General features: G+C 67.7%; 26 protein-coding genes and 1 pseudogene. 14 read left to right on the forward strand and 13 right to left on the reverse strand.

Annotated elements, in window-relative coordinates; translation table 11 throughout:
* Positions 1-152: 152 nt before the first annotated feature.
* The 3 genes from adh to DK389_RS02435 all read left to right on the forward strand — a co-directional run bounded on the left by adh (position 153) and on the right by DK389_RS02435 (position 3,467).
* Positions 153-1,673 carry an aldehyde dehydrogenase gene (gene adh, locus DK389_RS02425; protein WP_109887280.1) on the forward strand — a complete coding sequence of 507 codons (1,521 nt, stop codon included), beginning with the start codon at positions 153-155 and terminating at the stop codon, positions 1,671-1,673.
* Positions 1,674-1,991: 318 nt separating this feature from the next.
* Positions 1,992-2,921 carry a histone deacetylase family protein gene (locus tag DK389_RS02430; protein WP_109887281.1) on the forward strand — a complete coding sequence of 310 codons (930 nt, stop codon included), beginning with the start codon at positions 1,992-1,994 and terminating at the stop codon, positions 2,919-2,921.
* A gap of 342 nt (positions 2,922-3,263) precedes the next feature.
* On the forward strand, positions 3,264-3,467 hold the full coding sequence (locus tag DK389_RS02435) for a hypothetical protein (protein WP_162560449.1): 204 nt from the start codon (positions 3,264-3,266) through the stop codon (positions 3,465-3,467).
* 44 nt (positions 3,468-3,511) lie between these two features.
* Here the strand turns inward: DK389_RS02435 and DK389_RS02440 are convergent, their stop codons facing one another.
* A complete protein-coding gene (locus DK389_RS02440) occupies positions 3,512-3,874 on the reverse strand; it encodes a hypothetical protein (RefSeq protein WP_109887283.1) in 363 nt (120 codons plus the stop codon).
* A gap of 115 nt (positions 3,875-3,989) precedes the next feature.
* On the opposite strand from DK389_RS02440, the gene DK389_RS02445 reads away from it, so the two are divergent.
* A complete protein-coding gene (locus tag DK389_RS02445) occupies positions 3,990-4,211 on the forward strand; it encodes a hypothetical protein (protein WP_109887284.1) in 222 nt (73 codons plus the stop codon).
* A 151-nt stretch (positions 4,212-4,362) separates the two neighbouring features.
* On the opposite strand, the gene DK389_RS02450 is transcribed toward DK389_RS02445, so the two are convergent.
* Positions 4,363-4,929, reverse strand: a complete 567-nt coding sequence (locus tag DK389_RS02450) for a Ros/MucR family transcriptional regulator (protein WP_109887285.1) — start codon at positions 4,927-4,929, stop codon at positions 4,363-4,365.
* Between the two features lie 267 nt (positions 4,930-5,196).
* Between DK389_RS02450 and DK389_RS02455 the strand changes: the two genes are divergently transcribed.
* The 4 genes from DK389_RS02455 to DK389_RS02470 all read left to right on the forward strand — a co-directional run bounded on the left by DK389_RS02455 (position 5,197) and on the right by DK389_RS02470 (position 7,657).
* Positions 5,197-5,898, forward strand: coding sequence for a metallophosphoesterase (locus tag DK389_RS02455; protein ID WP_109887286.1), 702 nt, complete (start codon positions 5,197-5,199; stop codon positions 5,896-5,898).
* Positions 5,899-5,943: 45 nt separating this feature from the next.
* Complete coding sequence (locus tag DK389_RS35160; RefSeq protein ID WP_109887287.1) at positions 5,944-6,744, forward strand: hypothetical protein; 801 nt, start codon at positions 5,944-5,946, stop codon at positions 6,742-6,744.
* A gap of 291 nt (positions 6,745-7,035) precedes the next feature.
* Positions 7,036-7,299 (forward strand): hypothetical protein, encoded by a 264-nt coding sequence (locus DK389_RS02465; protein WP_109887288.1) that lies wholly within the window; start codon positions 7,036-7,038, stop codon positions 7,297-7,299.
* An 88-nt stretch (positions 7,300-7,387) separates the two neighbouring features.
* Positions 7,388-7,657 carry a hypothetical protein gene (locus DK389_RS02470; RefSeq protein WP_162560450.1) on the forward strand — a complete coding sequence of 90 codons (270 nt, stop codon included), beginning with the start codon at positions 7,388-7,390 and terminating at the stop codon, positions 7,655-7,657.
* A 179-nt stretch (positions 7,658-7,836) separates the two neighbouring features.
* On the opposite strand, the gene DK389_RS02475 is transcribed toward DK389_RS02470, so the two are convergent.
* Both DK389_RS02475 and DK389_RS02480 read right to left on the reverse strand, forming a co-directional pair.
* Complete coding sequence (locus tag DK389_RS02475; RefSeq protein ID WP_109887290.1) at positions 7,837-8,403, reverse strand: Ros/MucR family transcriptional regulator; 567 nt, start codon at positions 8,401-8,403, stop codon at positions 7,837-7,839.
* Between the two features lie 174 nt (positions 8,404-8,577).
* A complete protein-coding gene (locus tag DK389_RS02480; protein ID WP_109887291.1) occupies positions 8,578-8,811 on the reverse strand; it encodes a hypothetical protein in 234 nt (77 codons plus the stop codon).
* 106 nt (positions 8,812-8,917) lie between these two features.
* On the opposite strand from DK389_RS02480, the gene DK389_RS02485 reads away from it, so the two are divergent.
* Complete coding sequence (locus DK389_RS02485) at positions 8,918-9,418, forward strand: SRPBCC family protein (RefSeq protein WP_109887292.1); 501 nt, start codon at positions 8,918-8,920, stop codon at positions 9,416-9,418.
* Between the two features lie 64 nt (positions 9,419-9,482).
* Positions 9,483-9,668 (forward strand): hypothetical protein, encoded by a 186-nt coding sequence (locus tag DK389_RS02490; RefSeq protein ID WP_109887293.1) that lies wholly within the window; start codon positions 9,483-9,485, stop codon positions 9,666-9,668.
* Positions 9,669-10,090: 422 nt separating this feature from the next.
* Here the strand turns inward: DK389_RS02490 and DK389_RS02495 are convergent, their stop codons facing one another.
* Complete coding sequence (locus tag DK389_RS02495; protein ID WP_162560451.1) at positions 10,091-11,170, reverse strand: hypothetical protein; 1,080 nt, start codon at positions 11,168-11,170, stop codon at positions 10,091-10,093.
* A gap of 508 nt (positions 11,171-11,678) precedes the next feature.
* On the opposite strand from DK389_RS02495, the gene DK389_RS02500 reads away from it, so the two are divergent.
* The 3 genes from DK389_RS02500 (at position 11,679) to DK389_RS02510 (ending at position 14,787) form a co-directional block, all read left to right on the forward strand.
* Entirely contained in the window at positions 11,679-12,665 is a 987-nt protein-coding gene (locus DK389_RS02500; RefSeq protein WP_109887295.1) for a Bug family tripartite tricarboxylate transporter substrate binding protein, read from the forward strand.
* Between the two features lie 63 nt (positions 12,666-12,728).
* Positions 12,729-13,226, forward strand: coding sequence for a tripartite tricarboxylate transporter TctB family protein (locus DK389_RS02505; RefSeq protein ID WP_109887296.1), 498 nt, complete (start codon positions 12,729-12,731; stop codon positions 13,224-13,226).
* 34 nt (positions 13,227-13,260) lie between these two features.
* Positions 13,261-14,787 carry a tripartite tricarboxylate transporter permease gene (locus DK389_RS02510; RefSeq protein ID WP_109887297.1) on the forward strand — a complete coding sequence of 509 codons (1,527 nt, stop codon included), beginning with the start codon at positions 13,261-13,263 and terminating at the stop codon, positions 14,785-14,787.
* A gap of 107 nt (positions 14,788-14,894) precedes the next feature.
* Here the strand turns inward: DK389_RS02510 and DK389_RS02515 are convergent, their stop codons facing one another.
* The 4 genes and pseudogenes from DK389_RS02515 to DK389_RS02530 all read right to left on the reverse strand — a co-directional run bounded on the left by DK389_RS02515 (position 14,895) and on the right by DK389_RS02530 (position 17,997).
* Complete coding sequence (locus tag DK389_RS02515; RefSeq protein ID WP_109887298.1) at positions 14,895-15,656, reverse strand: TerC family protein; 762 nt, start codon at positions 15,654-15,656, stop codon at positions 14,895-14,897.
* Between the two features lie 150 nt (positions 15,657-15,806).
* Positions 15,807-16,394 (reverse strand): TadE/TadG family type IV pilus assembly protein, encoded by a 588-nt coding sequence (locus tag DK389_RS02520; RefSeq protein ID WP_109887299.1) that lies wholly within the window; start codon positions 16,392-16,394, stop codon positions 15,807-15,809.
* A pseudogene (locus DK389_RS33765) lies at positions 16,391-16,651 on the reverse strand (hypothetical protein); the annotation flags it as partial. The pseudogene DK389_RS33765 and the gene DK389_RS02520, both read right to left, overlap by 4 nt.
* A 299-nt stretch (positions 16,652-16,950) precedes the next feature.
* Positions 16,951-17,997 (reverse strand): HD-GYP domain-containing protein, encoded by a 1,047-nt coding sequence (locus tag DK389_RS02530; protein ID WP_109887301.1) that lies wholly within the window; start codon positions 17,995-17,997, stop codon positions 16,951-16,953.
* 420 nt (positions 17,998-18,417) lie between these two features.
* Between DK389_RS02530 and DK389_RS02535 the strand changes: the two genes are divergently transcribed.
* Positions 18,418-19,041, forward strand: a complete 624-nt coding sequence (locus DK389_RS02535) for a TadE/TadG family type IV pilus assembly protein (RefSeq protein WP_236960547.1) — start codon at positions 18,418-18,420, stop codon at positions 19,039-19,041.
* 26 nt (positions 19,042-19,067) lie between these two features.
* On the opposite strand, the gene DK389_RS02540 is transcribed toward DK389_RS02535, so the two are convergent.
* The 4 genes from DK389_RS02540 to DK389_RS02555 form a co-directional block, all read right to left on the reverse strand.
* Positions 19,068-21,767, reverse strand: a complete 2,700-nt coding sequence (locus tag DK389_RS02540) for a hybrid sensor histidine kinase/response regulator (protein WP_109895950.1) — start codon at positions 21,765-21,767, stop codon at positions 19,068-19,070.
* An 84-nt stretch (positions 21,768-21,851) separates the two neighbouring features.
* Positions 21,852-22,916 carry an ACR3 family arsenite efflux transporter gene (gene arsB / locus DK389_RS02545; RefSeq protein ID WP_109887302.1) on the reverse strand — a complete coding sequence of 355 codons (1,065 nt, stop codon included), beginning with the start codon at positions 22,914-22,916 and terminating at the stop codon, positions 21,852-21,854.
* Positions 22,917-22,924: 8 nt separating this feature from the next.
* Positions 22,925-23,362: an arsenate reductase (glutaredoxin) gene (arsC, locus tag DK389_RS02550; RefSeq protein WP_109887303.1), complete on the reverse strand. Its 438-nt coding sequence runs from the start codon at positions 23,360-23,362 to the stop codon at positions 22,925-22,927.
* A complete protein-coding gene (locus DK389_RS02555; RefSeq protein ID WP_109887304.1) occupies positions 23,355-23,714 on the reverse strand; it encodes an ArsR/SmtB family transcription factor in 360 nt (119 codons plus the stop codon). The genes arsC and DK389_RS02555 overlap by 8 nt, the downstream gene beginning before the upstream one ends.
* Positions 23,715-23,733: the final 19 nt, after the last annotated feature.

A 23,733-nucleotide genomic window follows, 5' to 3' on the forward strand; every position in this document is an offset into this window, starting at 1 on the left:
GCAGCAGGGCCTCATCAGTGGCGCATCGACCCGGCAACGCGGGTGAACGCCATTAGCGGCGGTATTTCGCTGCCAGGCTGGTGACAACGCATGCCATTGGCTGCGGCCGAGAAAGAACACAGCGCACAAGACGCCCGACGGAGGAGACACCCATGAACAAGCCGGAATTTCTAGGCTCGACCACGAAATCTCCCTTCTCGGCCCGCTACGAGAACTTCATCGGCGGCCAGTGGGTCCCGCCGGTCAACGGCCGCTACTTCGAGAATACCTCCCCGATCACCGGCCGCGTCGTCTGCGAGGTCGCCCGTTCGGACGCGCAGGACATCGAGAAGGCCCTCGACGCCGCCCACGGAACCAAGGAATCCTGGGGCCGCACGTCCCCGGCCGAGCGCGCCCGCATCCTCAACAAGATGGCCGACCGGATGGAGGAGAACCTCGATCTGATCGCCCTGGCCGAAACCTGGGACAACGGCAAGCCGATCCGAGAGACGACCCACGCCGACATCCCCCTCGCCATCGACCATTTCCGCTACTTCGCCGGCTGCGTGCGGGCGCAGGAAGGCTCGATCTCCGAGATCGACCACGACACGGTCGCCTACCACTTCCACGAGCCGCTCGGCGTCGTCGGCCAGATCATCCCGTGGAACTTCCCGATCCTGATGGCGGTCTGGAAGCTCGCCCCGGCGCTCGCCGCCGGCAACTGCGTCGTGCTGAAGCCCGCCGAGCAAACCCCGGCCTCGATCCTCGTCGTGCTGGAACTGATCGGCGACCTGCTGCCGCCGGGCGTTCTCAACGTGGTCAACGGGTTCGGCCTCGAGGCCGGCAAGCCGCTGGCCTCCTCGCCGCGCATCGCCAAGATCGCCTTCACCGGCGAGACGACGACGGGCCGGCTGATCATGCAGTACGCGTCGCAGAACCTCATCCCGGTGACGCTGGAGCTCGGCGGCAAGTCGCCGAACATCTTCTTCGCCGACGTGGCGAACGAGGACGACGACTTCCTCGACAAGGCGCTCGAGGGCTTCACGATGTTCGCCCTCAACCAGGGCGAGGTCTGCACCTGCCCGAGCCGCGCGCTCGTGCACGAGTCGATCTACGACCGCTTCATCGAGAAGGCGATCAAGCGCGTCGAGGCGATCAAGCAGGGCTCGCCCCTCGACCCCGCCACGATGATCGGCGCGCAGGCTTCCGGCGAGCAGATGGAGAAGATCCTCAGCTACATCGACATCGGCCGGCAGGAGGGCGCCGAGGTGCTCACGGGCGGCGAGCGCAATCGTCAGGAGGGCGATCTCGCCGAGGGCTTCTACGTGAAGCCGACCGTGTTCAAGGGCCACAACAAGATGCGGATCTTCCAGGAGGAGATCTTCGGGCCCGTGCTCTCGGTGGCGACCTTCAAGGACGACGAGGAGGCCCTCTCCATCGCCAACGACACGCTCTACGGCCTCGGCGCCGGCGTCTGGACCCGCGACGGGACCCGCGCCTACCGCTTCGGCCGGGCGATCCAGGCCGGTCGCGTCTGGACGAACTGCTACCACGCCTACCCGGCCCACGCGGCCTTCGGCGGCTACAAGCAGTCCGGCATCGGCCGTGAGACGCACAAGATGATGCTCGACCACTACCAGCAGACGAAGAACATGCTGGTGAGCTACTCCCCGAAGAAGCTCGGCTTCTTCTGAGAGCTTCGCCCCGCACGAGGAGCGCCCCGGCCGACAGCCGGGGCGATCTTGCATTGATCGGGGATGAACGATCCTGGCGGCAGGAGCACCGCCACGCTCATGGTCAGACCCGCAGAATACGCTGCGAATTTTCGATGCCAGGCGCGGATCACCGCCCGCGCGGACTCTGCTGTCGAAAACAGCCGCGGTCATCCTCGCGCCCCGATCTGGCGTGGTAACCTTCAGCATGGGAAGGAAACTGCCTTTGCCGCCAGAAGCGGGCCTGGGTGTTCGTCGAACTGCCACAGTGCGCCGAAAGACGGAGGGTGCTGGCCCGGCATGACCACTCTGTACCTCCACCATGCCGCAGCCTTGAACCACCTGGCCGAGCCCGGTCATCCGGAACGGGCGGACCGCATCCGGGTGATCGAGCGCAGCCTTGAGCAGGAGCGCTTCACCGCTCTCGTCCGCGAGCAGGCGCCCTCAGCCCCTGTCGAGCCCATCCTCCGGGCCCATGAGCAACGCTACGTCCAGATGGTGATTGAGGATCTGCGCCGTGGCGGACCACTCCGCGCAGACGTCGACACCCCTCTGTCGATGGGAACCCTCGAGGCAGTGCTTCGCAGCATCGGAGGCGCCCTGCAGGCCGTGGACGAGGTCATGACCGGACAGGTGCAGAACGCCTTCTCGGCCATGCGGCCGCCCGGCCATCATGCCGAGCGAGCCAGAGCCACCGGCTTCTGTTTCTTCAACACGGTCGCCATAGCGGCGCGCCACGCCCAGGCCGTCCACGGAGCCGAGCGGGTCGCGATCCTCGACTGGGATGCTCATCACGGCAACGGCACGCAGGACATCTTCTGGAACGACGCCAGCGTGCTCTACTGCTCCACCCACGAGATGCCGCTCTACCCCGGGACCGGAGCCGCAGGAGAGCAGGGTGCGCACGGCACGATCCTGAACGTGCCGCTCGCCGCCGAAGATGACGGAGCGGTGTTTCGCGAGGCGCTCAAGGCCGCCGTGCTGCCGCGGCTGGAGGCATTTCGGCCCGATCTCGTCTTGATCTCGGCTGGCTTTGACGCGCATTGGCGTGACCCGCTGGCCAACCTGAACCTGACCGAGCGGGATTTCGGCTGGGCAACGCGACAGCTGATGGAAATCGCTGGCCGCGTCTGCGGCGGACGCATCGTGTCCGTGCTTGAGGGCGGCTACGATCTGATCGGCTTGTCCACGTCCGTGGCTGCGCACGTCTCGGCGCTGATGGAAGCGTGAGAGCGGGTCCGCGGCGATTACGCTCCTCAGCGCGTTCGGCACAGAACCTTTCGTGGTGGAGGCGAGGGCTGTGCGCAGATCAAGGCCTCACCGACGCGACATGCCCGCGTGTGCCCGAGCACTCAGCTCGCGCCGAAGGCCGATTGTCGCGTCTCCCACGGACAGCCAAGCCAAGCGAAATGGTGTGCAGTGCACCATATGATGGTAGCACGGCGCCGATCTTCGTCGGCTGACCGTGAGACACACGTGAGTGCAATGAGTTTCATGTTTTCCCCGGCTACTCGGGCTGATGCTAGGCTGGCCAATCATCTTATCGAGCAGCGCGGCAGCGGGTTCTGCGTCGTGGCCGCTGCCACTGGGCAGGTGATCTACACACCGCCAGACTTCCTGAAGGCCGCGATCACGAGCCCCGCTGACCTGCAGCTTCTGACCGAGGCACTCGACCGCGGTGAGCGGTACATCGATGCCGTGACAGCCTTCGAGGCCGATCGCGCTGACGAGCTTCGCGCCCGTCACGCCATCTCAGCGGCGCTCAGGTCGCTTTGACCCGTTAGCTGAGCGGTCTGCGCCGAATGCCACCTAGAGCAAGCTCACCGCTCCGTCAGGCAATCGAGGACGGCTGCCAGGATGGCGAGCCCGACCCTGCCGGAGTGATAGGCTGCCGCAGCTGCACCGTCTTCGCTCGCGCTTGCACCAACGACGCTCAGCGCTCTGCCGCCACCTGCCGACCAGAACAGTTCGAGGCGCTGGCCTGGCAGAGCGCATGTGGCAAGCAGGAGAGCAGCGTCGGCCCAGGCCAGTGCGTCCAGAAGCACGGCGAAGCGAACCTTCGTGTCCGGCGACTGCGTGCCCGTGCATGCAAACCAGACGTCGATGAACAGCTGGCGGTCTGGCGCTTCAGCGTCGGCGACGCGCTCGCGCAGGCTGTTGAGAACCGCGATCTCCTTCTTCATCCATCCCCCAGAGAGAAACTCACCATCGCGGACGCGTCACCAAGGAGGGCAGACTTCCACGGAGAGCGCGAATCGTAGACGATCCGTCCCTTCTGCGGCGATCCGCGAGGCGACGATGGACGAGCAGACCGACCAGTTCGACGCGTTGGGCTCCGATGGTGAGGCCTACACGGTCGTGAAGTATCAGGCCGTCCTGCGAAACCGGAACTACGGCGGCTTCATGCGGCCTCATGGCTTCACGCGCTACGCACTTGTAGACGGCTCACGCGTCGAGCGCCTCGACGACGGCGCATTCCGCGTGGCCGGCACCGACCTGATGCTGCGGAAGATCTTCTAAGTGCTTGGCTGTTGCCTCCGCCTTTTGCGCCATCAGATGCGCCGATGCGGCCGGCCAATCACAGCCAGCGAGTTCCGCGCTTACCGGATGTATGGCCACTGATCATCGTGAGGGGCGGGCACAAGCCTGACCTGTGCCGGCCCCCGCGGTCCTACTCTGCGAGAGCAGGTTCGGCAGCTTTGCGGCGTGTGCGCGGCTTCGCGGGAGCCTCTGCCGCCTTCTTGCGAGTGCCCCGGCCCTTCGGCGCTTCGGCGGCAGGTGCCAGTGCGCTCACCGTCTCAGCGGTCGCGGCAGCCTTGGTCGCCGCTTTGTTGCGCTGCTGGCCAAGGCCGAGGCTCTTGGCGAGCGAGGAGCGCTGCTCCGAGTAGGAGGCCGACACCATTGGGTAGTCGCGCGGCAGGCCCCACTTCTCCCGGTAGCTCTCGGGCGTGAGGCCGCGGATCGTCAGGTGACGACGCAGCGTCTTGTAGGGCTTGCCATCCTCGAAGCTGATCAGCGCCTCCGGCGTGATCGACTTCTTGATCTGCGCCGGCGTGAGCTTGACCTCCGGCTCACCGGGTGCAGCACTCTGGCTCAAGCCCGCCAAGGCAGCATGCACGCTCGCGACCAGCCCCGGCAGGTCGCTCGCGGATGCATGATTGTTGGACAGGTATGCAGAGACAATGTCGACCGTCAGATCGAGGTGGTTGCTGCTTGCTGCTTCGGCGGTGTCAGACATGAAGAACTCCTTCCTCGATCTCTTGTCTCATACACCTGCAAAAATCATACTTGCCGGCAATTAGTGCCGGCAGAAAAAGTCTGCTTTTCCAAAGGCACATTGATCTAGTCTGACCAAGTCACGACAGGGCAGCCATCAAAAACCTCGTCTACTTACAGTCTTGAGGTTGCAGGCTGGCGCGCCGATCGCCGCCTGCAGTCGCATCGGCAAAGCATTGCCGTGCTGTGCGTTGTCTGAGCCTCACGTCGCGCAGCGAGGATCGTCGTCATGCCAACCTACGCCATCGCAGACCTACATGGCCGCTTCGACCTCTTCACGAAGGCGATCGCTGCCATCACGGAGCGTGGCGGCGGCACGGTTGTGCTCACGGGCGACTACGTCGATCGCGGTCCTGAAAGCCGGCAGATCATCGACGCGCTCATAGCAGGCCCGCCAGCGGGCCAGGAATGGATCGCCCTGAAGGGCAACCACGAAGACATGATGGTCAGTGTCTGCCGCGGGCAGGCGGCCGTTGGGTGGTGGATGGAGAATGGTGGGGCGCAGACCCTGCTCTCCTACGGCCATCCCATGGCCGGAGGCGTCGATCTATCGGTCGTTCCCCGCGAGCACCTCGACTGGCTTGATCGCCTCCCGATCGTGCTCCGGGATGGTCGCCGCCTGTTCGTTCATGCCGGCGTTGACCCCATGATCGCCCTGGACCTGCAAAGCGAGAGGAAGTGCCTCTGGATGCTCTACCCGGACGGGTTCGCGGGCGGTCACGGCGATCTGCACGTGGTCCATGGTCATCATCAGTTCGCCGACGGGCCCAAGCTCTACGCTGGCCGGACCAACCTTGACACCTTCGCCTGGTACACCGGCCGGCTCGTGATCGGGGTGTTCGACGACGCTGTGCCCGGCGGCCCAGTCGGGCTGATCGAGATCATCGGCGAGCCTCACGAGCTGGCTCTCCGCGGGGCCTCTGAGGGCTGAGCACTCCCACCACTGCGCTGGAGCTGTGCACCCAGGGCGACGTCGGTGCTGCTGACCACCGAGGACGAGTGGCGCACTTGGCTTGAGGCGCCGATCACAGGGGCTCTGCAGCTGCAACGGCCGCTGCCGAATGAGATGATGAAGGTCGTCGCACGCGACGCGTGTAAGGACGCGGACTGCTGTGCCCGCAGCGCGTCCAAACTGCACCTGCTGTTCGGCTTGACCGTGCTGCTCGCAGGCTGCGAGAGGGAGGGGATGGATCCCACCATCCCGCCTGCCATCCTGTTCGGCCTCGCCCGTGACATCCTCCGCAACGAGATGGGCAAGCGCATCGAACAGCGCCGGGCCACGGGGCGAGACACACCCGAAGGCGCACGGCTCACGCAGGAGATCTCCAGGCTGGTCGACCTCGGCAAGGATCTCGACGAGACCACAGCCAGGCAGATCATCGCGGCGGGTCGCGCAGCCGTAGACAGCAAGCTTGCACCTCAGAAGATGCCTCGCATCGATGCAGCGGAGATCCGCGAGCGCTATCCGGATCTGCTCGCCGATGATGCGCAGGTCTGGGTTGGCGCCGGCTGGACCGAGATCCTCAACGACGCGTTCGATGCGGTGAGGGACAGCGCCGTCGTCGTGCGGGTGGCCCGCGAGCACTGCGCCGGTCTGCACCTGATCATCGGTCCCAAGGCCGATTGGTTGGGGGCCGACTTCGATCTCGCAGCCGAGGTGACGGAGCGAACCTGGTCGCGCTCTCTGCAGGTATGCGAGACCTGCGGCCAGCAGTCGGCAGAGCGAGCTTGGTCTCGATACCGGACGCGCTGCGCCGAACATGCGGAGGTTCGTTAGCTCGGGAGGCGCAGTGCCTTCTGTCGAGACGGCTGGGCCACCTTTAGGAACGTGGGACAGTGCAGATGCAGCTAGTGGATCAGGACGGCGACTACCGCGAGCGTGGCGTGGCTGATGGCCGTGCCTGCGTTGCCGACATCAACGCCAACGGCGGGAGCGAGATCCTGCTCGCCGGCCGTAGCGACATGGCTGTGATAATCGCTGCGGCCGTGAGGCGCTGGTAAGCGCCACCAATAGGAACCCCGATGGGACGCACGGCATTTCAGGCTCCCGCACCGGAGCAGGCGCATTGTGGCTGAGACACCTACGATCAGCGAGCTATTCAAAGCCAAAGAGATTAGCGAGGAAGAAATCGACACGGCCATCACGGACTACGTAGCCGGAGCGTTGGACGAGTTCGTCGTGTTCGCAGATATCTACAGGGTCAACATGGCGGCAGCAGTCCAGGCGCACCCTCAGTTGCGTGACCGCGCCCATGATCCCGATGCCTCAGAGTTCCTGAAGCGCATCGCCGTCAGGACGGCGCTCATGCTGGCCCGGCCGGAGACGCTATGATCGAGGACCGAGCCGAGCGAGTCGCCCGCCTCATGCTGACGGTCGCGGTAATCCCGGCCGCACTAGCTCTCGGCGGCATGATGCTTCTATGGCACTCGCCATGACCGAACCTGACCACTTCGAACCACCCTGGCGGATGGTCGAGCTTCCGGACGCCTTCCGCGTCGAGGATGCGAATGGGCTGATGATCGCTCAGCTGCAGTTCACCGACGATCCAGAGCAACTCGCATTCACTGGGCGCCTGTCGAGGGATGAGGCCTGGCGCGTCGCACTTCGCGTGGCCAGCACACCCGACAGCCACATCGCAATGATGATACTTGAGCAGGAGCGAGCGGCTGCGGCACGCAAGCGGAAGTGAGCTGCTTCTCGCTGCACGTCGTGCGCCGGGCGCTCGACGTTCTCACTGGCGGGCTTCCGTCTGCTGCGCACACGCGAAAGAGCCCGCCACGGCGAACCGGGCGGGCTGAAATCGGAGGGTTGAAACTACGGAAGCCCCGCAGTTGGTATGCTGAAGGTCAATTCAGTCGCGGGGAGAACCTATTCAGCGGCGACAGGCTCGACTGCTTTGCGCCGGCTGCGCGGCTTGGCGGGCGCATCAGCTGCCTTCTTGCGGGAGCCGCGGCCCTTCGGCGCCTCGGCGGCAGGTGCCGGCGCGCTCACCGTCTCGGCCCACGTAGAGGCCTTCGTCGCCGCCTTTTTGCGTTGCTGGCCGAGGCCGAGGCTCTTGGCGAGCGAGGAGCGCTGCTCCGAGTAGGAGGCCGACACCATCGGATAGTCGCGCGGCAGACCCCACTTTTCCCGGTAGCTCTCAGGCGTCAGCCCACGGATGGTCAGATGGCGGCGCAGCGTCTTGTAGGGCTTGCTATCTTCGAAGCTGATCAGCGCGTCGGCCGTGATCGACTTCTTGATCTGCGCTGGAGTCAACTTGATCTCCGGCTCACCGGGTGCAGCGCTCTGGCTCAGGCCCGACACGGCGGCATGCACGCTCGCGATCAGCCCCGGCAGATCCGCCACGGATGCGTGATTGTTGGACAGGTACGCTGAGACAATGTCGACCGTCAGATCGATGTGATTGTTGCTGGCATTTTCAGCGGTGTCGGACACGGCGGAACCCTCTTTGCTTCCCGCCTATACATCTACGATTCAGTTTGTTGCACGCAATCGGCGCCATATGGGATACAGGTTTTCCCACAGGTAAGTTGATCGCCTTCGTCTGTTTGACCACGGCGGGGCCATCTAAGTTGTTTGACCTCCTCCTAGGATAAAAGATCCGTCACCCTACTCACCTTCAGGGCAGCTGAAGTCCGCCCACCGTGCTCTGGCCGCTCGCCATTCATCGAGCTGCGCCAGCGGAAGCCGCACCTCCACCACGAGATCGTCGTCGAGCAGGCCCTGAACAATCTCGGTCGTCGCTTCTGGGAAGGTGGCCCTAACCGCTGCCTCGATCCGGGCGCTACAGGCGGAGCGATCAGGCTTGGGTTCGACGATGATGTGCTTGATGATGCGGATCATGCGGGCTCATGGCACGGTGCCGCTGGCGAGACACTGAGACTGGATGCCCCGCTGCTGCTCGCTGCGAGATGAGCATGGCGCCTCCGACGACCGCTAAGGTGCCGGCATGAACACGGTTGCGCAGATCCTCGGCTCGGCTGCCTTTCTCCTCGCTCAATGCACCGGCAGCTCTGCGCTGGAGGTCATCCGAGACCTCGACATCCCGGCGCCACCTGCGGCGGTGTGGGCGATCATAGGTGACTTCTGTGCCATCGAGCGCTGGCATCCGCAGGTGAAGCGCTGCTTCCTCTCGGAGGATGAAGAGGATGGTGCCGCTGCCCTGCCGGTGCGGGGGCTCTTCACGACTGAACGCGAGAGCATCATCGTCGAAGTCGAGACCGATCGTGATGAGGGCAGCATGAGCTACAGCTCGCGGCTGCTCGGTGGCCCTGTGCCAGTGAAGAACTACAGCTCGACCATCGCTGTGACGCCGAGCGGCAAGGGATCGCTGGTCACCTGGCGAGCCACTTTCGATGCCGACGCGGTGAGCGACGCGGAGGCTGTGACCTTCATCGCCCGCGTCTATGAGCGAGGCTTGGCCGCCATCGCGAAGGAAGCAGGCCGGTAGAAGGGCGGCTGGTATGGATCGCCGCCTTCACCACTCCTCAACCACGTGTGGCGAGACTGCTCCCATGCTGAGCCTCTCGCCGCCGCGCCTCGTGACGTTCCTGCTGTCCGTTATCCTGATCGGGCTGGCGGTTGCGAGCCTCTATCTGAAGATCCCGACGATCGGGCCTACCGTCGTGAAATACCGCACGTGGTTCTTCATCGGTGCCTACGTCGTGCTGGCGCTCGGTGTGGTCTCAAGGAGCTTGTGAGCAGCTGCTCGCTGCCGCTGCACAACATCGGTTTTTGCCGGAGGCTCTGCCGAAGAGCACAAAGGTGCTCGGTTCTCAGTGACTTGAGCGGGTGCAGGACGCTTCCATTCGCAAGCTTTAGGAAAGCTTTAGCGTTCGAGAGAAGCCGCCCCAGTAAGCTTGAGCGCAAACTTTCCGCCCGCTCCGGCAGCAGCGGGCCGATTGTTCGGGGGGTACCTTTGGGGGTATAATTTTTTTGCAGGCGGAATTAACATGCAAGACGAAGAGGTTGCTCCCTCAATGTGAGGTCCTCCGTCTCCGCCACCTGATCCGGCAAGGACGTGTCGGTTAGGCCCGCTCCCGGCGGTGGCATCCCGGGTCCGCGAGACCGACACGGCAGGCCGCGCTCGACCGGCTAGGCGCCGGCGCGTCTTCGTCCCCCCTCAGACGCGCGCTTCGACGATCCGGCCGGCGCGATCGAGCACGCAGGTCAGGGTGGCCTCGCGGACAGCAGAGCCCAGGAAGCGGTCGTAGGTGATGCGCACGCGCACGGCCGCGGCGAGGCCGCCGCCGGGCGTCCGGCGCTCGGGCCCCGCGGAGGCGACTTCAACCTGGCGCGCGCCGTCGCGATAGGCCTCGCTCGCCACGGCCTGGCGGCAGGCCTCCGTCACGCGGTTTCGACCCGGCCGCGCTTCCAGCTTCTGACCGATCCGGGCGAGCGTCGCCTGCGTGCCGCGCACGAAGCCGGCGCCGAGCGCGAAGCTGACCGTCGCTTCGCCGCCTCCCTCGGAGGGTGCGGCATCCCGCAGGACAGGCGGCAGGACGAAGGCGGGCGGCGACTGGCCGGCGGCCGCAGTCGGCGGATCGAGCGGAGAAGCTTTGGCGGCGCGCGGGCGCGCCGCGTCTGGGGTGTTGATGCTGTTCCCGCTCCGCGCGCCAGCCTCCTCCGCCGCGGCCGCTTTGGGGACCCTCTCGTCCGAAGCCGCGCTCGAACCGGAATGCGGCTCGGGCTCCGATCCTCCCCCACCGCCCGCAATCCGATCCGCTCGCGGCTCGGGTGGCGTTTCGACCCCCTCCCCGCCGCCGACGGCGTGCGCGGCGGATGTTGGGGGCTGCGCCGTATCCGGAATGTCTGCCGCCCGAACCAAGGCCGGCAACGGTCCGGCCGCGGCAAGGACCGGCATTCGTCCGGCGGCGGGCTCGCCGGTGCCGCCCACGCTCGCCACTCGCGCCGATCCCGCGACGAGGTCCGGGAGCCTGGCCGCCTCGGCGTCCACAGGAATCGGCGGAGGCTCGCTCGCGCCGCGAGGCAGAAGAGCCGTTCCAGCGGCCGTGAGGGCGAGGGCCGCCATCAGAGGGACGAAGACCGGGGGGTACTTCGGGCGCGCTCGGAGCCGTCTGCCGGATCTCAGCGGACCGGGCACGATCACGTCCCGCCTCGGCAGGGCGCCTGCCTGGGAATCCCGGGCGGACCGGTCCTGCGGCCGGGCGAGCGAGCCGCCCATCGTCCGCATCCTGCTCATACACAACTCCCGAGCACCGACAGACTGAAGGCACTAGGGGAAGGCAGAGTTTGCGGCCAAATCATGGCAATCTAAGACTGTATTCTTATGGCACTCAAATACCCAGAGATGTTTCTTGCCAATTTGCTTAAGACTGCCTCGCCGCGGCCGGATTGATGCTTCGGATCGCCTCGGGATCGTTCAGCCGCCGCCTCGCTCGAGCTCGTCGACGCCGCGCCATACCTGAGCCGGCCGGTGCGCAAGGGCGCTCGCCCGATCTTCTGGCGGCGCGGGTCGAAGGCGGGCCGCTTGCGCCCTCACACCTAATAATACAAAGTTCAAACCTAGGCCGACGAGCGTCTTCGGGGATACCGGCGCGGGTTGCCGGCGGCCGGCTCCTTCGATCGGGGAGCCGTTTGGCAGGCCGCGCGCGGTGACGATCCGGTCGATCGGACGGCCGAGGGCGGAACGATCGTCGTCCGGTCAAGACGGAAGCAGTGCCGAGAAGAGCACTTCGAGAGGAAACGCCATGAGATTTGCCGTGAAGGCCGCGATTGCCGTTGCGATGCTGCCCATCGCCTCGGCCCATGCTTGGGAACCCACCAAGCCGATCGAGATCATCGTGCCCTTCCCGCCCGGCGGCTCGTCCGACCAGATGGCGCGCACGATCCAGGGCGCCATCCAGAAGAACAATCTCGTCAAGCAGCCGATCATCATCGTCAACAAGCCTGCCGCTGCCGGCGGCGAGGCGATGCTCGACATCCAGAAGTCGGCCGGGGATCCCCACAAGCTGATCACGACCTCCAGCGGCATCTACATGACCCCGCTTGCCACCAAGCTCCCGGTGAGCTGGAAGGACTTCACGCCCGTCGCGATGATGGCGCAGGACGAGTTCGTGCTCTGGGTCAACGCGACGAAACCCTACAAGACCGCCAAGGACTTCATCGACGCCGCCAAGTCCGCGGCCCCGCCACTCAAGACGGGCGGCAACGGCTCCAAGCGCGAGGACCACCTGATCTCCGTGACGATGGAGCAGACCGCCGGGGTCAAGATCACCTACGTACCCTACCAGGGCGGCGGGCCGGCCTCGGTGCAACTCGCCGGCGGCCATATCGACGCGAACGTCAACAATCCCGCCGAGGAGGTAGCCAACTGGCGCTCCGGCGCCGTGAAGCCGCTCTGCGTCTTCTCGCCGAAGCCGATGGCCTACACCCAGAAGGTGACGGCCGACATGGCGTGGTCGGACATCCCGACCTGCGCGTCCCAGGGCCTGAACGTAACCTACCAGATGCTGCGCGGCATGTTCATGCCGGGCAAGGTCACGCCGGAGCAGCAGGCCTACTACGTCGAGCTCTTCCGCAAGGTTGCCGAGACGCCGGATTGGAAGGCCTACCTCGAGCGCAACGCCCTCGTTCCCGATTTCCGCTCCGGCCAAGCCTTCGTCGACTTCCTCACCGAGGACGAGCGCAAGCACAAGGACCTCATGACCAAGGCCGGCTTCATCGCGACGAACTGAGTGCCCGACCGGCCGGCCCGGGATATATCCCGGCCGGTCCCCTCTTCGCGCGAAAGACCTGTCATGGCGGACGTGTCAACTCCGATTCCCGAGCGCGGCATCTCGCGGCGCCTCGTCGAGATCATCGTGTCCCTGATGCTGATGGGCGTCGCGGCGCTCGCTCTCTGGGATTCCTACGGCCGCGGCGCGGGCTGGGACAACGGGCCGGAGAACGGCTTCTTTCCCGCACGCGTCGCCTGGCTCCTCGTGATCGCCGCGCTCGCGACCCTGTGGAGCGCCTTCCGCCGCGAGGAGAGCGTGTTCGTCACCTACGGCCAGCTGCGCATGGTGGCCCAGGTCTTCCTGCCGCTGTTCCTCTACGTCCTGGCAATCGCCTTCGTCGGCATCTACGTCGCCTCGGCCCTGTTCATGGCCCTGTTCATGATCATGCTGGGCTCGTTCCGGTGGTGGCAGACGCTCCTCGCGGTCGTGCTCACGCCGCTCGTCATCTTCTGGGTGTTCGAGCTCCAGTTCCGGGTCCCGCTGCCGAAGGGGCCGATCGAGACGATGCTCGGCTACTGACAGCCACGTCGGCGGCATCCACGAAGGATCAGCGATGGACGACCTCAACCAGCTCCTCCTGGGCTTCCAGGTCGCACTGACGTGGCACAACGTGCTGTTCATGGTGGTGGGCGTGCTGCTCGGCATCGTGGTCGGCGTGCTGCCGGGCCTCGGCGGCCCGAACGGGGTCGCGATCCTGCTGCCGCTGACCTTCGGGATGGATCCGACTTCGGCGATCATCCTGCTGTCGTCGATCTACTGGGGGGCCCTGTTCGGCGGCGCCATCACCTCGATCCTGTTCAACATCCCGGGCGAGGCGTGGTCGGTGGCCACGACGTTCGACGGCTACCCGATGGCGCAGCAGGGCCGTGCCGGCGAGGCGCTGACGGCGGCCTTCACGGCCTCGTTCATCGGCGCGCTCTCGGGCGTCGTGCTGATCACCTTCGTGGCGCCCCTCGTCGCCAAGTTCGCCCTCCGGTTCGGGCCGGCCGAATTCTTCGGCGTCTTCTTCCTCACCTTCTGCTCGTTCATCGGAATGGGCCGAGAGAACAAGGCCAAGATCGTCGCCTCGCTGGCGCTCGGCTTCCTCCTCGCGGCGGTCGGACTCGACACGATCTCGGGCGACCTGCGCCTCACCTTCGGCTCGCCGGAACTCATGAAGGGCTTCGACTTCCTCGTGGTGGTGATCGGCCTGTTCGGCGTCTCGGAGATCTTGCTCACCATCGAGGAGGGCCTGCACTTCAAGGGCAAGCGGGCCGCGATGGACCTCGCCGTGGTCCTGCGCACCTGGGCCGCGCTGCCCCGCTACTGGGCGACGTTGATCCGGTCCTCGGTCGTGGGCATGTGGATGGGCGTGACGCCGGGGGGCGCGATCGCCGCCTCGTTCATGGGCTACGGTCTCGCCAAGCGCTTCTCCCGCCGGCCGGACGCCTTCGGCCGTGGCGAGATCGAGGGCGTGCTCGCGCCCGAGACCGCGGCCCACGCCGCCGGCACCTCGGCGCTCCTGCCGATGCTGGCGCTCGGCATCCCCGGCTCGGCGACGGCGGCGGTGCTGCTCGGGGGCCTGATGATCTGGGGGCTCCAGCCCGGGCCGCTGCTCTTCGTCGAGAAGAAGGAATTCGTCTGGGGCCTGATCGCCTCGATGTATCTCGGCAACGTGGCCGGCCTGCTGATCGTGCTCGCCACCGTGCCGGTCTTTGCCGCGATCATGCGCATCCCGTTCGCGCTCGTGGCGCCGATCATCCTCGTCGTCTGCGCCATCGGCGCCTACACGGTCGAGTCGTCGCGCTTCGACATCTGGCTGATGCTGGTCTTCGGCGTCGTCGGCTACGTGTTCAAGAAGCTCGACTACCCGCTCGCGCCCCTCGTCCTCGCCCTCGTCCTCGGCGACCGCGCGGAGGACGCATTCCGTCAGGCGCTCCTCGGCTCCGGCGGCGACCTCTCGGTCTTCTTCTCGAACGGCCTCGTCTCGACGCTGATGATCCTCGCCCTGCTGCTGCTGTTCTGGGGGCCGCTCAGCGACATCCGCAAGCGGGTCGCCCGCAAGATCGGCCTCGCGCCGCCGGCGCCCCTGGCGCCCTGAGGACTGGGATCCGCAGCCGCGCGTGACACCGAGAGGGTCGGACCCGCGTTGCGGGCCGCCTCCCGCCGGTCGGGACGATGCGCTCGGGGCCGGCCCGGCTCCCCGCCTCAGCCTCCGAGCACGTCGGCCTCGGCCTTGCCGACCGCCTGCGCCTGCTCGTGCGCGACGTCCTCCGTGCTCTTGCTCTTGAGCACGTGGCCGATGCCGACGACGAGGGCCGCGCCGAGGGCCGCCGCCGCGTAATGGACGCCGCCCTGCAGCGCGGCGGGCAGGGATTCGATCGCGTATTGCTGCACGAGGCGGTCGGACGCGATCATCTCGCCCGCCACCCAGCCGAGGAGCGCGCCGCCGAACCAGATCAGGATCGGGAACCGGTCGATCAGGCGGGTGATCAGGCTGGCACCGACCACGAGGAGCGGCACCGAGAGCGCGAGGCCGATGATGAAGAGCTCGTCGTGGCCCTTCGCGGCGCCCGCGACGGCGACGACATTGTCGAAGCTCATCACCGCGTCGGCCACCACGATGGTCCAGATGGCCTTCGGCAGGCTCGCATGCTCCCGGACCTCACTCTCGTCCTCCTCCTCGCCGCGCACCAGCTTGACGGCGATGTGCAGGAGGATGAGGCCGCCGACGACCTTGAGAAGCGGGACCGCCAGCAGGTAGGAGATGATCACGGCGAAGAGGATGCGCAGCAGCGCCGCCGCGAACGCTCCGAGGAACACGCCGATGCGCCTCTGCCGCTCGGGCAGCCCGCGGCAGGCCAGCGCGATCACCACCGCGTTGTCGCCGGACAGGATGATGTCGATCCAGACGATCTGAAGCAGCGACAGGAGGAACGCGGAGGTCAGGTATTGTTCCACGAATGACATCCTTGGAGCCGCACCCCTTCGACGCGTCGACGGGAGCGGTACGCGGCGTTGCACAGGGTGTGTATCCGACGGGACGGACGGATGAAATCAGGTTCGACCGCGCGATCTGAGGAAAGGCCGCGTTTGTGGCGCTGCGAATGCTCGCGCCGGTCATGTGCACGATTTGCCGCTGTAGGGCTCCGTGCGGAAGATCGCCGTCGTCGTCAGCAATTGCCGCCCGCCCGCCATCGCGCTCCCGCTCACGTCGAGGAAGCTGAACGGACGGGTGACCGGCACGGCCGCGCGCAGAGCCACGACGTCGCTGCCCTCGGGGCACTCGAAATGGGTCCCGAAGCTGACGACGAAGTCCTTCTTCTGGCCGTCGTAGGCCGGCGGGATCTGGTTCGACGCGAAGCTGCCGGTCCGGGTCAGGTCGAGGCGCAGGTCGTCGCAGCGGAAGAAGACGGTCCGCCGCCCGCACATGATCCGGCGGAGCCGGTCGGCCGGGTCGGTCCCGTCGGCGCGATCCTGGAACTCCCCCGTGCGCAGGGCGCGCGAGGCCCGGTCGACGGCGACGTCGAGCGTCTGCTGGGACAGGAACAGGAAGGCCGCCTCGAAGATCACGCAGAGCACCGCGATGAAGGGCAGCGCGACGAGCGCGAACTCGACAGAGGACGTGCCCCGGCCGTCACCGGCGAAGTCGCGGATTCGGGCCGCTGGCCGCTCCGCCGTGCAAGTCCGTGACGGAGGCGCGCTCATCGGGTGGGCATCAGCTTGCCGGAGAGCGGGCGGACGCCCTTCGGTGCGGGCACGCCGGTGCCCTCGTCATTCGCGTTGAGGTAGAGGTTCGGCCCCTCGTAAAGGTTGACCTGCTGCGTCACCACGACGGTGTAGGCGGATTGATCGGCGACGGGCCTCGTCGAATCGATCACGAGGCGGCCGGCCGGCAGGGAGATCGTGCCCAGGATCATGCGGGCGTTGTCGCTGATGATGCGGTTGGTCCGCAGAGGGTTGGTCACGCCGGTAACGCTAGCCCGGCTCGAGGCCGCGAGCTTCAGGGCGTTGCCGCCGGCGAGCGTCCCCGGATCGACGGCGGCCTGCAGCTGACCGCGCCGATGGATCATGCGCGCAGAGTCGCTCGCGCCGCCGGCCATGCCGATCAGCAACGCCGCGCCGAGGCCGAACATCACGCCGACCGACCCCGCCCGATCCGCGCCGAACGTCCGGGCTCTGCCGGCCTGCCCGTCGATCCCGGACCTTGTCTGCCTCCACCACCCCATGTCTCTGATCCGTCGCGCCGCGCGGCGTCCCCCCGCTACGCCGCCGCGCTCGCCGGCGGCATGACCTGCCGGACGATCTGGTCCCAGCGGCTCAAGAACGCCTCGACCACCCGCGCATCGAAATGGGTGCCGCACTTTTCGAGAAGGTAGGCCCGCGCCGCCTCCGGGGCCCAGGCCGACTTGTAGGGGCGCTCGGTGGTGAGCGCGTCGAACACGTCCGCCACGGCGACGATCCGGCCCGAAAGCGGGATCGCCTCGCCGCGGATGCCGTGCGGGTAGCCGGTGCCGTCCCAGCGCTCGTGGTGGGTCCCCGCGATCTCGGCGGCGAGCCGCACGATCGGCGACGTGCTGCTCTCCAAGATGCGCTGGCCGCGCTCCGCATGGCGCTCCATCACGTCGCGCTCGGCGCTGGTGAGGGAACCGGGCTTCAGCAGGATGGCGTCCGGCACCGCGATCTTGCCGACATCGTGCATCGTCGATGCGAGGCTGATCTGGCGGCACTCATCCGGCGCGTAGCCGAGGGCCTCGGCAGTCAGCGCCACGTAGGCGGCGACGCGGGCGATGTGGTTGCCCGTATCCGTGTCCCGGTGCTCGGCCGCGCGCATGAGGAGCGTGATGATCTCGCGCTCCCGCGCCTCCACCGTGGCGACAGCGGCGGCGACCTCGCGCTCGAGGATGGACGCGTGATCCTGCTGCTGCCGGTAGGCCCGGCTGAGGGCGAGCAGGTTGGCGACGCGGGCCCGTACCTCGACCGGGTCGAAGGGCTTGTTGAGGAAGTCGGTGGCGCCGGCCTCCAGCGCCTCCCGCCGCAGGCGGCGCTCCTCGATGCTGGTCACCATGACGATCGGCACGTGCGCGAGCTTCGGCAGCGCCCGGATCGCCTCGATGAAGGCGATCCCGTTCATGCCGGGCATGTCGTAATCGGTGAGGACGACACCGAGATCGTGGGCGTGCGCCTCGGCGAAGGCCAGAGCCTCGGCCGGCCGCGTGAAGTCCTGCGGTGCGCAATCCGGGATCGGGCGCAGGGCCTCCATCATCAGGAGGTTGTTCAATTCAGCGTCGTCGAGGACGAGCACCCGCATCGAAAATCACCCGCACCGCAGCCGTCGCTCCCACCCTAGGCAGGGATACAGCGCAAACATTGCCAAAGCGTTCGATGGATTAGTCGCAGTGATTCTTCAACCTAAGCGTGTGTTAAGCCGAAGCTCCGCATCGCTAGAGGTGCCCAGACGGTATCGCTCGGGATGCGCGCGGCCGAGAAAACCTCGTGACCATTCTTGGTCCGGGCAAATTCACGTTCGGCCGGGCAGGATTGCGTTAAGCAAGCCGGGCCGGAAGCTGGGGCTTCCCGACACTTTTCACGATGTGTTGTCAGTTGTCGCGTCATCAGCATCTGCAGGGGAGCAGAGTCGGGCATTCCGCATGACACGGTCGGTCGGTCGGTCCATTCGTCGGCAACAGGCCGGGTGGCGCGGCATCGTCCGAGTTCCGGGCGCCGTCCCGTGCCGGGCCGGCTCGCGCCGAACGTCGCCGTGACGGGCCTCTCCCGACATCTCCACCTTTTCGCCGCACGGCGCGACGGCGTCAGCGCGGTCGAGTTCGCGTTGATCGCCCCGATCCTGATCCTGCTTTTCACCGCGACGATCGACGTTCCGCGCGCGTTCTCGATCAATCGACGCCTCGCGAGCGGCGCCGGCACGATGGCGGACCTGATCTCCCGCAACGATTTCCAGAGCCTGGACGAGGTCTACGCGGCGGCCCAGGCCGTGGCGGAGCCCTACGATGTCGGCACGGCGCGGATCGTGCTCACGGCGGCCGGGATCTACCGGACGCCGGAGGGGTTCGTCGCCAAGGTCTGCTCCAGCGCGGCGCAGAAGGACGTGCCGCGCCAGCCCGGCTCGACCATCGGACCCGCGCCCCTCGGGATGCGGATCGACGGCGCCCGCTACGTCATGGCCGAGGTCAAGATGCAGTACCGGGCGGTCTTCCGGCTGGTCCCGGTGCTCAACGGCTGGGAATTCACCACCACGACGCTCTGGCCCGTCCGCGAGGGCAAGAGCGTCAACGGGCGCGACGAGGTGGTCCTGCCCGGTGGCCGGCCCTGCGCGGCGAATGACGGCGCCTGAGGGCACGGCCGCTGCGCGCGGGGCCCTCAGGCGGCGAGCCTGTGGCCGAAGAACGCCTCCAACTCCGTCGCGGTCCGCTCGAACAGGGCTCTCAGGGCCGGGATGCAGGCCGCGTCCGCGCAGATCCCGTCGACGCGCGCGGCGCGCTCGATCTCCGCGAGGCGCCCGGCGAGGGCCTCGGCCCCGACATTCGCGCACATCGACTTGAGGCTGTGGGCGGCGCTCGCCGAAGCGGGTGCGTCGGATGCCGTCGCTGCCGCGTGCAGGGCGTCGAGAGCGGTAGGACCGTGCTCGCGGAACAGGCGCAGCAACCGCTGGATGAAGGAGGACCCGCTCTGCTCGGCGATGTCCGACAGGCTCGCCAGGGTGTCGGGATTCAGGAGGCGTGAAGGGGCCGGGTCGTCCGCCCGGCTCGGCGCTGGGAGCGGACCGGTTTCGGCAGGGTGGGCGCGGTCGGCCACCGGCGTCCCGACGTCGGCGAGGACGCGCGCGAGATCGGCCAGCGTGAAGGGCTTGACGAGAACCCCGTCCATGCCGGCGTCCCGCCACGCATCGGCACTGGTCCCGATCACGTGGGCGGTGAGGGCGTAGATCGGCACCGCTCCCGCTCCGGCCGCCCGCTCCTCGGCGCGGATGGCGCGGGCCGCATCGAAGCCGTCGAGGACGGGCATGCTCCCGTCCATCAGGATGAGGTCGATGCCGCCGAGGCGGGCCTGATCCAGCGCCTCCCGACCGTTCTCGGCCATGCGGATGTCGGTGACGCCGCAGCGCTGCAGGGCCTCGGCCGCGACCTCGCGATTGACCGCGTTGTCGTCCGCCACGAGGACGCGCAGGCTCTCGTATCGGGGCGGGGCTTCCGACGGGCCGGCGACGATCTCGGCGCTCGCGACGGGTCGATCCTCGGCGAGGGCCGCGAGGGCCGCCTGCCACTCGGCCTGGACGAGGGGCCAGCGCAGGACGTCGTCGGCGAGGCCGAGCTTGAGCACCTGCGCGCCGCTCGCATCGCCCATCGGCGCGATCGCGAGGACCCGTCCGCTTCCAATCGGTCGGCGACCGCCCTGCATCAGCAGGCTTGCGGCGACGATGGCGTGGGCTCCCGCGCCGCTCGCGCCGGGCAGGAAGCCGGCCTCGCCGAGCGAGGTCCCGACGACGGTCCCGGTCGCCGCCCCGAGGCCCTCCACGCGAACGAACGGCGACACCTGTTCCACGCGGCCGATCAGCTTCGGTTCGGAGAGGACCTCCACGGGCAGGCGGATCCAGAAGGTCGAGCCGGCGCCGACCGCGCTCGACACGCCGATCTCGCCACCCATCGCGGCGACGAGCGACTGCGCGATCGAGAGACCGAGCCCGGTCCCGCCGAAACGGCGCGTCGTCGTCTGGTCGGCCTGCGAGAAGGCGGAGAAGATCGTGGGCAGCTTGTCGACCGGGATGCCGATGCCCGTGTCGCTGACGCTGATCTCGATGCGCCCCGCATCGATCGCCGCGATCCGGATCAGCACGTGGCCGGCTTCTGTGAACTTGAGCGCGTTGTTGACGAAGTTGCCGAGCACCTGCCCCAGCCGCACCGGATCGCCCGCGAAGCTCGCCGGCACGCCGGGCGCCACGTGCGCGGCGATGTCGAGCCCCTTGGCGCGGGCGCGTTCCCCGAACAGCGTCACCACCGTGTCGACGAGGTCGGCCGGGGAGACCGGGATGCGCTCCAGCTCCAGCTTGCCCGCCTCGACCTTCGCGAAATCCAGGATGTCGTTGATGATCGCCAGTAGGCTCTGGCCGGACCGGGCGATCACCTCGGCGTAGCGGCGCTGGCGGGCCGGCAAGTCGGCGGCGGCGGCGAGGAGCTCGGCCATCACCAGCATGCCGTTCATCGGCGTGCGGATCTCGTGGCTCATCGTGGCCAGGAAGGTCGACTTCGCGGCATTGGCCGCCTCGGCCATGTCCTTCGCCACGCGCAGGTCCAGCGTCCGGTCCGAGACTTCCTGCTCCAGCGAGGCGCGGTGGTCGGCGAGCGCCCGGTCGCGGTCGCGCACGGCGCCGAGAAGCCCGTTGAAGGTGGTGGCGAGCGCGCCGACCTCGTCGTTCGTGGTGACGGAGGCGAGCGTGGCGTAGTCGTGGTTCTCGCGAACCGCGTTCATGGTCTCGGCGAGCGAGCGGAGCGGCTGCGTCAGCGCCCTCTGCAGGCGCCAGGCGACGAGGAGGCCGATCGCGAGGGCTGCCACCGCCGCGAGCGCGGCGTTGCGCAGCACCGCGAGCAGGCGATCGGCAAGGTCGCCGGTCTCGGCGACCACGGTCACCGAGCCGATCTCACGGCCGGCATCGACCACCGGAACGCTGAGACGCACGGTGCGGGTCAGGGCGAGGTCGAGGGCCGACACGCCGTCCTGGCGGTCGAGATCGAGGTCGTCGGCGAGCCGCAAGCCGATCCCCTGCTCGGCGAACGGCGTCCCATCTCCGCGCGCGACGGCCACGTAGCTGATGTTGCGCTGCGCGGCGATCGCCCGCAGGGCGGCCGAGGCGCCAGCCTCGTCGTCGGCGGCGACGGCCTTGGCAGTGGCGCTCGCGAAGACGGTGGCGAGGGCGCGCAGGGCGTCGCGCTTGTCCGTGGCGTAGCGGCCGACCTCGCCGAGGACGGTCAGGCCGGTCCCGACGACGAGCGCGATCAGCACGGCGCTGGCGACGGCGCGCCCGAGCCGCCGGGCGAGCGAGCGATAGGGTCTGGAACGGGTCATCGGCAGCCTGTCCGCGAGGGCGGCGCCAGCATGGCCGATCACATCTTTGCATCGTCTTACGGGCGCGGCCTGGGCGCCCGGCCGTCAGAGGCGCCGCGTTTCAGACCTGAGCGCGATCCCTCCCGTCGGCCGGCGCTCGTACCACCCCTTCGTCCGGTTCACGATGCGCACCACCGTGAGCATCACCGGGACCTCGATCAGGACCCCGACGACGGTTGCGAGCGCCGCGCCCGAGTGGAAGCCGAACAGGCTGATCGCCGCCGCGACCGCGAGTTCGAAGAAGTTCGAGGCACCGATCAGGGCCGAGGGACCGGCCACGCAATGCTGCTCGCCGGCGAAGCGGTTCAACAGGTAGGCCAGCCCCGCGTTGAGGTAAACTTGAACGAGAATCGGCACCGCGAGGAGCCCGATCACCAGAGGCTGGGCCAGGATTTGCTCGCCCTGGAAGCCGAACAGCAGGACGAGCGTGGCGAGAAGCGCGCCGAGCGACAGCGGACCGAGCTTGGCGAGAAGCCGCCGAAGCCCGTCCTCGCCACCGGATGCGAGCAGCGCGCGCCGCAGGATCTGCGCCGCGACGACGGGAATCACGATGTAGAGCGCGACGGAGAGGAGGAGCGTGTCCCACGGCACGGTGATCGCCGAGATTCCGAGCAGCAGCCCGACGATGGGCGCGAAGGCCACGACCATGATCGTGTCGTTGAGCGCCACTTGGCTCAGCGTGAAGTTCGGCTCGCCGCGAATGAGGTTCGACCAGACGAACACCATGGCGGTGCAGGGCGCCGCCGCGAGCAGGATCAGCCCGGCGATGTAGCTGTCGATCTGGTCCGCCGGGAGGAGAGGTCGGAACAGGTGCCCCACGAAGAGCCAGCCGAGCACCGCCATCGAGAAGGGCTTCACCGCCCAGTTCACGAAAAGCGTCACCCCGATGCCGCGCCAGTGGCGTCCGACCTCGGCGAGCGACCCGAAGTCGACGCGCAGCAGCATCGGCACGATCATGAGCCAGATCAGGATCGCCACGGGCAGGTTCACCCGCGCGACCTCGGCGGAGCCGATGGCGTGAAAGAAGCCCGGCAGCACGTGGCCGAGCCCGATGCCGGCCAGGATGCAGAGCGCGACCCAGACGGTGAGATTGCGTTCGAAGGTGGACATCGGACTGCTCAGGCGGTGGCGATGCGCCGGCCGTGCTCGTCGACGACAGGCTCACCGTCCTCCTTCGCGAAGGCCTGCCTCTGGGGCGGGAGCAGGTCGAGCACCGTCTCGGAAGGCCGGCACAGGGCGACGCCCTTCGGCGTCACGACGAGGGGGCGGTTCAGGAGGATCGGGTGCTCCGCGAGGGCGTCGAGAAGCTGCGCGTCGGTGAGCGACGGGTCGCCGAGCCCGAGATCGGCGTAGGGCGTGCCCTTCTCGCGCAACAGGTCGCGGATGCTGAGACCTGCACGCGCCGCGAGGCGCTGCACGAGCGTCCGCGTCGGCGGCGTCCTCAAGTACTCGACGACGTGCGGCTCGATTCCGGCGTTCCGGATCATCGCGAGGGCGTTGCGGGACGTTCCGCAGGCGGGGTTGTGATAGATCACCACGTCGAACGGCTCAGTCACCGGGGGAATCTCCGTTCGCGGGGCAGCAGGCGGACAGGGCCTCGACGGCCGGCGCGCACACCTCCGGGCGGCCCCGGCAGCAATCGCGCATCAGGAACGCGATGAGGCCGGACAGGGTCGGATAGGACGCGCTGTAGATCATCGAGCGGCCCTCCCGCCGCGAGCCGATCAGGCCCGCGTGATCGAGCTCCTTGAGATGGAACGACAGGTTCGACGTCGACAGGCCGAGCTCGGCGGCCAGCAGTCCGGCGGCCAGCCCGTCGGGCCCGGCCGTGACGAGGGCGCGCACGACTTTCAGGCGGTGCTCCTGGCCGAGGGCCGCGAAGGCCGAGAGGGCTTGCCGTTCATCCATCGTTGGCTCAATAACTCAA

This window comes from Methylobacterium durans, assembly GCF_003173715.1.
GTDB classification, from domain to species: domain Bacteria; phylum Pseudomonadota; class Alphaproteobacteria; order Rhizobiales; family Beijerinckiaceae; genus Methylobacterium; species Methylobacterium durans.

What these genes read in the sequence shown, in the direction of transcription:
- adh (WP_109887280.1), top strand. Translation starts at nt 153, where the DNA reads ATGAACAAGCCGGAATTTCTAGGCTCGACCACGAAATCTCCCTTCTCG.
- DK389_RS02430 (WP_109887281.1), top strand. Translation starts at nt 1,992, where the DNA reads ATGACCACTCTGTACCTCCACCATGCCGCAGCCTTGAACCACCTGGCC.
- DK389_RS02440 (WP_109887283.1), bottom strand. Translation starts at nt 3,874, where the DNA reads ATGAAGAAGGAGATCGCGGTTCTCAACAGCCTGCGCGAGCGCGTCGCC.
- DK389_RS02445 (WP_109887284.1), top strand. Translation starts at nt 3,990, where the DNA reads ATGGACGAGCAGACCGACCAGTTCGACGCGTTGGGCTCCGATGGTGAG.
- DK389_RS02450 (WP_109887285.1), bottom strand. Translation starts at nt 4,929, where the DNA reads ATGTCTGACACCGCCGAAGCAGCAAGCAGCAACCACCTCGATCTGACG.
- DK389_RS02455 (WP_109887286.1), top strand. Translation starts at nt 5,197, where the DNA reads ATGCCAACCTACGCCATCGCAGACCTACATGGCCGCTTCGACCTCTTC.
- DK389_RS02470 (WP_162560450.1), top strand. Translation starts at nt 7,388, where the DNA reads ATGGCACTCGCCATGACCGAACCTGACCACTTCGAACCACCCTGGCGG.
- DK389_RS02480 (WP_109887291.1), bottom strand. Translation starts at nt 8,811, where the DNA reads ATGATCCGCATCATCAAGCACATCATCGTCGAACCCAAGCCTGATCGC.
- DK389_RS02485 (WP_109887292.1), top strand. Translation starts at nt 8,918, where the DNA reads ATGAACACGGTTGCGCAGATCCTCGGCTCGGCTGCCTTTCTCCTCGCT.
- DK389_RS02490 (WP_109887293.1), top strand. Translation starts at nt 9,483, where the DNA reads ATGCTGAGCCTCTCGCCGCCGCGCCTCGTGACGTTCCTGCTGTCCGTT.
- DK389_RS02495 (WP_162560451.1), bottom strand. Translation starts at nt 11,170, where the DNA reads ATGAGCAGGATGCGGACGATGGGCGGCTCGCTCGCCCGGCCGCAGGAC.
- DK389_RS02500 (WP_109887295.1), top strand. Translation starts at nt 11,679, where the DNA reads ATGAGATTTGCCGTGAAGGCCGCGATTGCCGTTGCGATGCTGCCCATC.
- DK389_RS02505 (WP_109887296.1), top strand. Translation starts at nt 12,729, where the DNA reads ATGGCGGACGTGTCAACTCCGATTCCCGAGCGCGGCATCTCGCGGCGC.
- DK389_RS02510 (WP_109887297.1), top strand. Translation starts at nt 13,261, where the DNA reads ATGGACGACCTCAACCAGCTCCTCCTGGGCTTCCAGGTCGCACTGACG.
- DK389_RS02515 (WP_109887298.1), bottom strand. Translation starts at nt 15,656, where the DNA reads ATGTCATTCGTGGAACAATACCTGACCTCCGCGTTCCTCCTGTCGCTG.
- DK389_RS02520 (WP_109887299.1), bottom strand. Translation starts at nt 16,394, where the DNA reads ATGAGCGCGCCTCCGTCACGGACTTGCACGGCGGAGCGGCCAGCGGCC.
- DK389_RS02530 (WP_109887301.1), bottom strand. Translation starts at nt 17,997, where the DNA reads ATGCGGGTGCTCGTCCTCGACGACGCTGAATTGAACAACCTCCTGATG.
- DK389_RS02540 (WP_109895950.1), bottom strand. Translation starts at nt 21,767, where the DNA reads ATGACCCGTTCCAGACCCTATCGCTCGCTCGCCCGGCGGCTCGGGCGC.
- arsB (WP_109887302.1), bottom strand. Translation starts at nt 22,916, where the DNA reads ATGTCCACCTTCGAACGCAATCTCACCGTCTGGGTCGCGCTCTGCATC.
- DK389_RS02555 (WP_109887304.1), bottom strand. Translation starts at nt 23,714, where the DNA reads ATGGATGAACGGCAAGCCCTCTCGGCCTTCGCGGCCCTCGGCCAGGAG.